Below are 11,094 nucleotides of genomic sequence, written 5' to 3'. Positions count from 1 at the left end.
TTCAGGACCGCACGCGCGGGTCGAGGGCGGCGTGCAGGGTGTCGGCGAGGAAGCCGGAGGCGAGGACCACGACCGCCGCGAACAGGTTGACCGCGACGACCGCGTTGACGTCCTGCTCGTTGACGGACTGGATGAACCATTCGCCCATGCCGTGCCAGCCGAAGATGGTCTCGGTGAACGCGGCGCCGGTGAAGATGCCGAGGAAGCTGTACGCGAACATCGTCGACATCGGGATCACCGCCGTCCGCAGCCCGTGCTTGACCAGGGCGCGGCCCCGGGTGAGGCCCTTGGCCTCGGCGGTGCGCAGGTAGTCGGAGCCGAGCACGTCGAGCATGGTGCCGCGCTGGTAGCGGCTGTAGGTGGCGAGGCCGCCGAGCGCCAGCGAGAGGGTGGGCAGCAGCAGGTGCAGCGCCCAGTCGGCGAGGTGGGCGCCGAGGCCGCCGCTGAGGCCGGGGGTCTCGTACCCGGTGAACGGGACGACCTCGTGGCCGACGGCGTCCTTGGCGGCGATGGCGCCGTTCTTGAGGAACAGGGCGACCAGGAACACCGGGGTGGAGAGCAGTACGAAGGAGAGCACGGTGAGCAGCCGGTCGGAGATCCGGTACTGCCGCACGGCGCTCCACGCCCCGGCGGCGACACCGAGCACCATGCCGAGCAGGCTGCCGATCAGCAGCAGCCGCAGCGACACCCAGACCCGGCGGCGGAAGTCGTCCATCACCGGGGTGTCGTGGATGGTGCGGCCGAGGTCGCCGTGCAGCAGCAGGCCGCCCGCCCAGTGTCCGAACCGTTCGACGACCGGGGTGCGGTCGTTCAGATTGAGGTCGGTGAGCTGGCGTTCGACCGAGGCGGCGGCCGGGCGCGGCACCTTCGCCTCGAAGTAGACGCGCGGCTGCAGCGCGGCGCCGGCCAGTGCGTACGCCAGGAAGACGGCGGCGACCAGCAGGGCGGCGTAGTAGGCGAACCGCTTGGTCAGGTAACGGAGCATCAACGGCCGCCCGGGGTGGGGGCGGAGCCGACGCGTCTGGTGGGCATCGGAGGGTGGCCTTCGGGTCGGGGGGTGGGGGAGCGGGGCACCGGGGGTGCGGGCGCCGAGGGGTGGAGGGGGCGGGCGGGTCGTGGGTGGTCCCGGGCCGCGTTCTTGACCGTGGTCAGGAAAGCGTGCAGGTCAGAGTCTGGCACCGGCGCGCGGCCGCGGTGTTGCGGTCGTATTGCGCCCTGTTTCGTTCGGATCAGGTGTCCACCACGCCCCCTGGTACTCGTCCTGATCGGCTGTTACGTTCGGTCCCCGGCACCGACTTGGCTGCCCACGCTCAAGCCTCGCCACACCTCGCGACGCTCATCTCTCACCGCTCGCCGGACCTCACGGGGGGACCCTCATGCACGCTTCCGCCACGCCTGCGCGCCGACTCGGCCGCGCCGCCGTCCTCGCTCTCGCCGTCGCCCTCGCGGCCACCGCGTGCAGCTCCGGCGGTGGTGGCTCGGCGGACACGGCGGTGAAGAGCGCTGCGCCGGGGCAGGGGTCGATCGACATCAACGCCAAGACGGTGGACCAGATCCGCGACGGCGGCGAGGTCCGCTTCCCGCTCTACCAGTGGATCACCCAGTGGAACCCGTTCCAGGTGGACGGCCGGTACGGCGACGCGGTCGAGATCATGCGCACCGTCGAGCCGGACCTCTTCACCACCGACGAGACGGGCACCTTCAAGGCGAACGCCGACTACCTGGTGGACGCCAAGGTCACCTCGACCTCGCCGCAGGTGGTCACCTACAAGCTGAACCCGAAGGCCAAGTGGTCGGACGGAAAGCCGCTGAGCTACCTGGACTTCAAGGCCGACTGGGAGGCCAGCAACGGCAAGAAGGACGGCTACAACATCGCCGACTCGGCCGGCTACGAGCTGATCTCCGCCGTTGAGCAGGGCGCCGACCCGGCCGAGGTCAAGGTGACCTTCTCCGAGACGTACGCGGACTGGCAGAACCTCTTCCGCCCGCTGATCCCGGCCGCCGGGATCGCCACCGCCGACGACTTCAACAAGGGCTGGGTGGAGAAGGTCCCGATCACCGCGGGCGCGTTGAAGATCGGCACGGCCGACAAGACCGCGCAGACCCTGACCCTCGTCCCGGACCCCAACTGGTGGGGCGCCAAGCCCAAGGCGGAGCGGATCGTCTTCCGGGTGATGTCGCAGTCCGCGACCACCCAGGCCTTCCTCAACAACGAGATCGACTACGCCACGGCCGGCACCGCCACCGCGTACGGGCAGCTCAAGGACGCCAAGGACGCGGTGATCCGCTCGGCCAGCCCCTGGGACGAGGTGCACATCTCCTTCGGCGGCGGCGGCGCGCTGGCGGACCAGAAGGTGCGCCAGGCGCTCGGGAAGGCGCTCGACCGCAACGCGCTCATCAAGATCGCCAACAACGGCGTGCCGGTGGAGTTCAAGCCGCTCGGCAACCACATCTTCATGCCGAACCAGGCCGGTTACCAGGACAACTCCGGCGAGTGGGCGAAGTTCGACGTGCCCGCGGCGAAGAAGCTGCTGGACGAGGCGGGCTGGAAGGAGGCCGGCAGTGGCCAGCCGCGCACCAAGGACGGCCAGTCGCTGACGTTGCACTGGGTGCTCAACGAGTCCACCCCGCAGGCCCAGGTCGACCTCGCCACCGCCGCCCAGGCGATGTGGCTGCAGGCCGGGGTCAAGGTGGAGGTCGACAAGGTCGCGGCCAACGACTTCTTCACCAAGTACGTCAACCCCGGCAAGTGGGACATCGCCAGCTGGCGCAACACCGACTCGTTCCCGCTCTCCAGCAGCCTCACCAACTTCCGGCTGCCGCAGGGCGACAACGTGTTCGGCAACTTCTCCAAGCTGGGTACCGAGGAGATCGACGGACTGCTGAAGAAGGCGGCCGGCACGATCGACCCGGTGGAGGCGGCGAAGCTCTACAACCAGGCGGACGCCAAGATCTGGGAGCTCGGCCACACCTTCGAGCTGTACCAGCGGCCGACCGTGGTGGCGGCCCGCAAGGGGCTCGCCAACTACGGCGCCTTCGGCCTGGCGAGCACGGACTACACCAAGGTCGGCTGGGAGAAGTAGCGGCCGGGGGCGGGGCGGCCGTCGCGGGCACGGCCGCGGCGGGGGCGGGCGCGCGGCGGAGGCCGGCGGGCGCACGGCAGACGTCCGCGAGCAGCGGCGAGCGCACGGCAGGCGCTGGCGAGCAGCGCGGTGATCACGAGGCCGGTGGTACGGACACGGGGGTACCGGCGCTGCCGCCCCCGCTGTCCTGCCACCCGCCTTGACCTTCCGCGATGCCCGCAGGCCGCCCGTGTCGTGGGGCCCGTCCCCGGACCCCTCCCGCTTCGAACCGGAACGAATCTAGCGGTGCGGTCCGGGCCCTCGCGCCCCAGCGCGCGGGGCGCGCCCGGAAACCCGCCGAGGAGTCACCCGGTTCGCGCACCGAGGCGTCAACTCTCGCTGACGACAGGGCAAATCGGGCCGTTGCGGGGCAATCGGAGCGCTCCGCCGACCGCGCCGGAGCGGGCGACGGTGCGTGCGCGGGGCTCCGCGCGCTGCCAGGATGCGGCGGGTCAGCCCGCCCGTCCGCAGCCCGGAGACCGTCGATGAGCAGCGAGTCCGCCGCAGTCCCCCCACCGCACCACGCCGGCCCGCACCACGCCGATTCGCGCCCGGTGCGCCGGATGGTCCCGCGCAGCCGGGAGGAGCCGCACCGGGTCGCCACCCCGCTGGAACTCTTCTTCGACCTCTGCTTCGTGGTCGCGGTCGGCCAGGCCGGCCGGGAACTGGCACACGACCTCGCCGAGGGCCACTGGGGCGACGGGCTGACCGGCTACTTCTTCGCGTTCTTCGCCATCTGGTGGGCCTGGATGAACTTCACCTGGTTCGCCTCCGCCTACGACTGCGACGACGTGCCGTACCGGGTCACCACCCTGGTCCAGATCGCCGGCGTGCTGATCCTCGCGGCCGGGGTGCCGCGGCTCTTCGCCGACCAGGACATCGTGCTGTCGGTGGTCGGCTACGTGGTGATGCGGCTGGCCATGGTCACCCAGTGGCTGCGCGCGGCGGCCGCCGAGGAGGGGCCGGCGCGCGGTGTGGCGCTGCGCTACGCCGTCGGGATCACCCTCTGCCAGATCGGCTGGGCGGTGGTGCTGGTGCTCCCGCACGACGTCCGGTCGGTGGTGATCCCGATCGGGATCCTGGCCGAGCTGTCCGTGCCGGTGGTCGCCGAACTGCGGACGCAGACCACCTGGCACCCGCACCACATCGCCGAGCGGTACGGCCTGTTCACGCTGATCGTGCTCGGTGAGACGGTGGCCGCGGCGACCGTCGCGGTGCAGTCCGCGGTGGACGAGCACGAGGGCCTGGCGCGGCTGCTGCCGGTCGCGGCCGGCGGCCTGCTGATCTGCTTCTCGGCCTGGTGGATCTACTTCGCCCGGCCGGTCCACGACCACCTGCGCTCCAACCGGCAGGCGTTCCTCTGGGGGTACGGCCACTACCTGGTCTTCGGCGCGGCGGCGGCGATCGGCTCCGGGCTGGAGGTGGCGGTCGAATCGGCCGTGCACCAGGCGCACGTGTCCGAGACGGCCGCCACCGCGACGGTGACCGTGCCGACCGCGCTCTACCTCGTCACCGTGTGGGCGCTGCACTCCCGGCACGTCAAGACCGGCGCGGCTCAGCTGCTGCTGCCGGTCGCCTCAGTGGCGGTGCTCGCCTGTACGGCGGCGGGCGGTTCCGGGGTCCTGGTGGCGGGCCTGGTGACGGCGTTGACGGTGGCGGTCGGGGTGGCGCTGCACGCCAGGGAGCGCTGAGCGAGCGCGACCGGGCCGGCCGGGGCGGTGGTGCCGTTCGACCGGTTCGGGGTGTCCGCCCCGGTGGCCGCGGTGATGCCGGCCGGGCCCGTTCCGGTGGCCGCGGTGATGCCGGCCGGGCCCGCCGCGGTCGTTCCGGTGACGGTGGCCAGGCCCGCCACGACCGGTCCGTCCGCGCGCGGTGGGTCGGCCGTCGACGGCCCCAGCAGGCCGTGCAGCACCTCGCCGTGCCCGGACAGCCAGGCCCGGTACGCGGGACTGGCCTGGGCGAGGTCCAGATAGGCCGCCCGCAGCTCCTCGTACAGCGCCTCGCGGGCCGGGCGGCCGAGGGCGCGCGGCCGCCAGACCAGGAGCAGCCGCACGGTCAGCGGGTCGCCCTGCAGCCGCCGGACGACGGTGCCCGGCCCGGGCAGTGAGGTCGGCTGGCAGGGCCGGACCGCCTCGCCGGAGGCGACGAGCTCGGCCGCGGTGGCGTTGTCCCGGACCTGGACCACGCGCGGATTGAGCCCGGCGGCGCGGAACACCCGGCGCATGGCGGCGTACTCGTGGTCGGCGGTCGGGTCCACCATCCAGGTGTCCTCGGCGAGTTCGGCCAGCCGGACCACCTGCCGCGCGGCCGCCGGATGGCCCGAGGTGAGCGCGACGAACTGCGGCTCGCGGGCGAGCAGCACCCGGTGCTCGGCGTCCGGCGGCAGCCGCACCGGGAAGCCCTCGCTCTCGTGCACGAAGGCGACGTCCAGCTGGTCGGAGGCGATCATCCGGAGCAGGGCGTTGGCGGAGATGTCGATCTGGATCGTGGTGTCGGTCTCCGGCAGCCGCTCGTGCACCCGGCGCAGCCACGCGGCCACCGCCCGGCTGCCGACGCTGCCGATGCGCAGCCGGCGGGCCCGCTCGCCGCCGGCGGCCTCCCTGGCCTCCTGGCGCGCGGCGGTGACCAGCGCGGCCATCTCGGCGATCACCGGTCTGGCCCTGGACAGCACCGAGTGGCCGAGCGCGGTCGGCCGGCTGCCGGTCTGCTCCCGGGTGAACAGCGTTCCGCCGACAGCCCGTTCGATGCGGTGCAGCTGGGTGGTGAGCGACGGCTGGGTCATCCCGAGCTGCAGCGCGGCCTTGCGGAGGCTTCCGGTATCGGCGATCGCGCACAGCACCCGCAGGTGTCTCACGTCGAGCTCCACAGGGGGGAGCGTAACGGCCAAAACGGGATGACGCCAGGGACATGACAGGCTGTCGGGTCGGCAGGGGCGCGGACACCGGACCGCGCGGGCGGATCCCGGACGACCCCTGGACGACCCCCGGGCGACACCCCACCGACTCCCGGGCGGATCTCCCGGAGCGGTCCCCGGCGGGTGCGGGTGATTGGTTCGGGCTATCGCCGGTTGACATCATCCGCCGGGCCGTCGGCCTGGCCGAAGCTCTGTGGGCAGCAAGCATTCATCCGATGCCCGCGGTCCGGCCCCCACCGTCCGCGGCGCACTCGCGAATCGGAGCCCCCACATGAACCGCGTGCCGCGAACGCCTGCCCTCGCGCTCGGAATCGCCCTCGCCCTCGGAACGGCCGCCCTGCCCGCCGCCGCCACCGCCGCCCCGGTGACCGCTCCCGGTCCGGCCGCCGTCCACGGGTACGCCCCGGGCGCCGCCGCGAAGAGCACCGGCAAGGCGGACGACCGGGCCTTCTACGAGGCCGTCATGAAGTCCGCGCGGGCCAAGCAGGCCGCCACCCCGTACCTGCGGGCCGTCGTGGTCACCTACGACGCGAGCAACGCGCCCTCCTTCGCGGCGGAGATAGCCCGCAGCGCGCAGATCTGGAACGGCTCGGTCGCCAACGTCCGGCTGCAGGAAGGGTCCGGCGCCGACTTCGACTACTACGAGGGCGACGACCCGGACAACGGCTCGTACGCGAGCACCGACGGCCACGGCCGCGGCTACATCTTCCTCGACTACACCCAGAACCAGCAGTACTCCTCGGTGCGGGTGACCGCCCACGAGACCGGCCACGTGCTGGGCCTGCCGGACCACTACTCGGGCCCGTGCAGCGAGCTGATGTCCGGCGGCGGCCCCGGTCCGTCCTGCACCAACGCGTACCCGAACAGCGCCGAGCGCAGCCGGGTCAACTCCCTCTGGCGGAACGGCCTGGCGGGCTGACGCCGGCCCTGCCGAGCTGCTGGCCCGCCGGCCTGCCGGCCTCCTGAACCACTGGCCTCCTGAACCACTGGCCTCCTGAACCGCTGACCGGTCGGCCCTTGCGACCTCCTGCCTGCCCGGTCCACCCTCCGCGGCCCGCCCCTCCGGCGGGCGGCCCCCCGACGCGCGTCGCCCGGACGCCCCTCCGGCCGGTCCGGCGCGCCCGCACCACCGCGGTACCCCCACTCGAAGCACCCCCCATCCCTCGGTCCTTGAACGGAGCCCCCACATGAACCGTGTCTCGCGCACGTTTTCCGCCGCCGTCGGTCTGGCCCTCGCCGCCGGCCTGGCGGTCCTGCCGACCACCACCGCCGCCGCCGCGCCGGCCCAGGGCTACACCGCCTCCGGTACCGCCTACGCCGGCTCGCCCACCGAGGACGCCAACAACAAGGCGTTCTACGAGGCCGTCATGAAGTCCGCCCGGGCCAAGCAGGCCGCCAACCCGTTCCTGCTCGCCGTCACCGTGACCTACGACGCCAGCAGCGCGCCCACCTTCCGCAACCAGATAGCCCAGAGCGCGCAGATCTGGAACAGCTCGGTCGCCAACGTGCAGCTGCGTTCCGGCTCGGCCGCCGACTTCCGCTACTACGAGGGCAACGACTCGCGCGGCTCCTACGCGAGCACCGACGGCCACGGCCGCGGCTACGTCTTCCTCGACTACGCGCAGAACCGCCAGTACAGCTCGCTGCGCGTCGTCGCGCACGAGACCGGCCACGTGCTCGGCCTGCCGGACCACTACTCGGGCCCGTGCAGCGAGCTGATGTCCGGTGGCGGCCCCGGCACCTCCTGCACCAACCCGAACCCGAACAGCGCCGAGCGCACCCGGGTCAACACCCTCTGGCGGAACGGCCTGGCCGGCTGATCCTCCTCCCGCACCGCAGTGGACGGCCCGGTCGCCGGAACCCCGGCGACCGGGCCGCCCCGCGTGCGTTCCCGCCCCTGAGGCGCACCTGAGCAGGGCACGGCGGTGGGCGCCCCACCGTGCCACCGCCGTGTCCGCTCCGCCGCCGCCCCCGCCCGGGCCGGTCGCGCACCCTCGACTGTCGGTACCCCGTGCGAGCATGCGGACGAGAAGCCGTCCGCCGCCGACCACGAGGTGCCGCCGCCATGCCGCCGTCCAAGCCGCAGTTCGTCCCCGACCGCCTGGAGGACCTGCCGTACGCGGACCTCCTGGTCCCGCACCGGGGCCCGCTGCGCGGCGACGACCGCTACGACACCGTCCACTTCGACGGCGGTGAGTACACCGACCAGTCGGCCGCCGGCGCCACCTTCCTGGAGTGCGCCCTGACCGGCGTCGCCCTGAGCGGGGTCAAGCTCCGCCAGGCCCGGTTCAACGAGGTCTGGTCGCAGGCGAGCCGCTGGGTGGCGTGCGACCTCGTCGACAGCGAGTGGCAGGACAGCGCCGTCACCGGCGGCGTCCTGGCCGGCATCGCCGCCCACGGCGCCGCGCTGCGCCGGGTGGTGCTGCGCGGCTGCAAGCTGGAAGCGGTCAACCTGCGCGCCGCCGTCCTGCGCGACGTCGTCTTCGAGGACTGCCTGCTGCGCGACGTCGACTTCGGTGACGCGAAGCTCACCGGGGTGACCTTCCCCGGCTCCACCCTGGAGGAGGTCCATCTGCGCGGCGCCACCCTGAGTGGTGTCGACCTGCGCGGGGCCGTCTCCCTCGGCCTCCCCGACGGCCACCAGGGCCTGCGCGGCGCCCTGATCAGCTCCACCCAACTCCTCGAACTGGCTCCCCAGTTCGCCCAGGCCCTGGGCATCACGGTGAAGGACGGCTGAGCCGACCGTTCAGCTCCCGGTCGTTCGGTGACGGCCGGGAGAACAGTCCGACAAACCTGCTCCCGGCCTCTGGTCGGGCCGTTCCGGGCGGGTGGAAGATGCTGCGCGATCGAGTGGGCCCGAGTTGTGTGCACAACCTCGCCAGTGAAGGGACGGGCTGGGCTGATGGCCGAGTTGAGTCGTAGGAAGTTCGTGACCATGTCCGGTGCCGCCGCCGCGGGCCTCGCCGCGGCCGGTGCCGGCAGCACTGGAGCGGGGGCCGCCCCGGCCGCCGGAGCGCCGGGGGAGGTGCCGGCCGGGGAGACCGCCGTCGCGCCGTCGGCGGCGCTGTCGCAGACCGGCACCATCGCCGACGCGAAGCACATCGTGATCCTCATGCAGGAGAACCGCAGCTTCGACCACTACTTCGGCACCCTGCGCGGCGTCCGCGGCTTCGCGGACCGCTCCGCCATCCAGATCGCCGGCGGCTACTCCGTCTTCAACCAGCCCAACGGCCTGGGCCGCCAGTACCCGTGGCAGTTCAGCCTCACCAAGCCGGCCGGCGGCGCCGACCCCGAGCGCCTCGCCCAGTGCAACGGCGACCTCGCCCACGGCTGGGGGGACCAGCACCGGGCCTGGAACAGCGGCAAGATGGACTCCTGGGTGGCGGCCAAGGGCAACAACCGCCCGCTCGGCTTCCTCACCCGCCAGGACATCCCGTTCCACTACGCGCTCGCCGAGAACTGGACCATCGCCGACGCCTACTTCTGTTCGGTGCTGAGCGCCACCGGCCCCAACCGCACCTACCACTGGTCCGGTCAGATCGACCCCACCGGCGCGGCGGGCGGCCCGGCCTACGACGGCGGCGACGAGAAGGGCCTGCGCTGGCAGACCTACGCCGAGGCGCTGGAGAACGCGGGCGTCAGCTGGAAGGTCTACCAGAACGCCGCCGACAACTACGGCGACAACGCTCTCGGCTATTTCACGCAGTTCACGAGCGCGCCCGCCGGCAGCCCGCTCGCCGTCAAGGGCATGGGCTCCGTCCCCAAGGTCACCGGGAAGACCCCGGACGACATCGTCGCCGCGATCAAGGCCGACGTCCTGGCCGGCACGCTTCCGCAGGTCTCCTGGATCGTCCCCAACCAGGAGGTCTCCGAGCACCCCTACGCCACCCCGGCCGACGGCGCGCACTTCGTCCACCGGGTGATCGACGCGCTCAACGCGGACGCGGACGTCTTCAACTCCAGCGTCCTGTTCCTCAACTACGACGAGAACGACGGCTTCTTCGACCACGTCCCGCCGCCCGTGGCCCCGGCCGGCACCCCGGGCGAGTTCTACGGCGGCACCAACATCGGCCTCGGCTTCCGCGTCCCGCTGATCGCCGTCTCCCCGTGGACCCGCGGCGGCTGGGTCTCCTCCGAGGTCTTCGACCACACCTCGGTGCTGCGCTTCATGGAGAAGTGGACCGCCGCCATCGGCAAGCCCGCGAACTGCGTCAACATCAGCGACTGGCGCCGCCGGGTCTGCGGCGACCTGACCGGCCTGTTCGACTTCGCCAACCCGGTCTACGGCCTGCCCGGGCTGCCCGACACGGCCGGCGCGGTGGTCGGCATGTCCAGCTGCGGCCCGCTGCCCAACCCGGCCCCGGTGGACAACAAGCTCCCCGCCCAGGAGCCCGGCACCCGCCCGGCCCGCGCGGTACCGGTCCAGCCGAACGCCAACCTGGACCACCTGGAGTACGGCTCGGCCGGCGCCATCAAGGTCTGGCTGAAGATGGTCAACGAGGGCGCGGTGGCGACCAAGTCCGCCCACTTCGCCGCCTACGCCAACGCCTACCGCAGCGGCGGCCCCTGGCAGTACACCGTCGACCCCGGTGGCAACCAGAGCGACTTCTTCAACTGCGGCACCGGCTTCGGCGGCGGCCCCTACGACCTGAGCGTGGTCGGCCCCAACCGCTTCCTCCGCCGCTTCAAGGGCGACGCCAACAAGGCGGGCAAGAACGCGGCCGTCACCTGCTCCTACGCGGTCGAGCCGGGCACCGGCAAGCCGGCGGTGTACTTCAAGCTCGCCAACACCGGCACCACGGCGATGACCTTCACCATCACGTCCACCAACTACCGCACCGACGGCCCCTGGACGTACCAGGTCCCGGCCGGCGGCAGCGTGACGGACTTCTTCAACGCCGTCGCCTACACGAACGGTTGGTACGACTTCACCGTGACGGTGAACGTGGACGCCACCTGGTCCCAGCGCTTCACCGGCCACCTGGAGACCGGCACGGCCAGCATCACCGGCTGATAGGGGGGCCGGGGCCCGCCACCCGCACGACGGGTGGCGGGCCC

The 11,094-nt window shown here is 72.5% G+C and carries 7 protein-coding genes and 1 pseudogene; 6 read left to right on the top strand and 2 right to left on the bottom strand.

Annotated features, from left to right (window positions below; translation table 11 throughout):
* Position 1: 1 nt before the first annotated feature.
* Entirely contained in the window at positions 2-985 is a 984-nt protein-coding gene (locus tag ACW14Y_RS15855) for an ABC transporter permease (protein WP_380300015.1), read from the bottom strand.
* Between the two features lie 391 nt (positions 986-1,376).
* On the opposite strand from ACW14Y_RS15855, the gene ACW14Y_RS15850 reads away from it, so the two are divergent.
* Entirely contained in the window at positions 1,377-3,083 is a 1,707-nt protein-coding gene (locus tag ACW14Y_RS15850) for an ABC transporter family substrate-binding protein (RefSeq protein WP_030394167.1), read from the top strand.
* A 524-nt stretch (positions 3,084-3,607) separates the two neighbouring features.
* Positions 3,608-4,813 (top strand): low temperature requirement protein A, encoded by a 1,206-nt coding sequence (locus ACW14Y_RS15845; protein ID WP_380300011.1) that lies wholly within the window; start codon positions 3,608-3,610, stop codon positions 4,811-4,813.
* A 224-nt stretch (positions 4,814-5,037) separates the two neighbouring features.
* Here the strand turns inward: ACW14Y_RS15845 and ACW14Y_RS15840 are convergent.
* Positions 5,038-5,976: pseudogene (locus tag ACW14Y_RS15840) on the bottom strand (LysR family transcriptional regulator); the annotation flags it as partial.
* A 331-nt stretch (positions 5,977-6,307) separates the two neighbouring features.
* Here ACW14Y_RS15840 and snpA (ACW14Y_RS15835) point away from each other — a divergent pair.
* The 4 genes from snpA (ACW14Y_RS15835) (at position 6,308) to ACW14Y_RS15820 (ending at position 11,050) form a co-directional block, all read left to right on the top strand.
* Positions 6,308-6,955 carry a snapalysin gene (snpA, locus tag ACW14Y_RS15835; RefSeq protein ID WP_380300009.1) on the top strand — a complete coding sequence of 216 codons (648 nt, stop codon included), beginning with the start codon at positions 6,308-6,310 and terminating at the stop codon, positions 6,953-6,955.
* A 268-nt stretch (positions 6,956-7,223) separates the two neighbouring features.
* Complete coding sequence (snpA, locus tag ACW14Y_RS15830) at positions 7,224-7,856, top strand: snapalysin (protein WP_380300007.1); 633 nt, start codon at positions 7,224-7,226, stop codon at positions 7,854-7,856.
* A 245-nt stretch (positions 7,857-8,101) separates the two neighbouring features.
* Positions 8,102-8,773 carry a pentapeptide repeat-containing protein gene (locus ACW14Y_RS15825; RefSeq protein ID WP_456987255.1) on the top strand — a complete coding sequence of 224 codons (672 nt, stop codon included), beginning with the start codon at positions 8,102-8,104 and terminating at the stop codon, positions 8,771-8,773.
* A gap of 165 nt (positions 8,774-8,938) precedes the next feature.
* On the top strand, positions 8,939-11,050 hold the full coding sequence (locus ACW14Y_RS15820) for a phosphocholine-specific phospholipase C (protein ID WP_456987253.1): 2,112 nt from the start codon (positions 8,939-8,941) through the stop codon (positions 11,048-11,050).
* Positions 11,051-11,094 lie beyond the last annotated feature (44 nt).

This window comes from Kitasatospora sp. cg17-2 (assembly GCF_054031055.1).
This window is presented reverse-complemented; position numbering and strand designations above follow the sequence as displayed.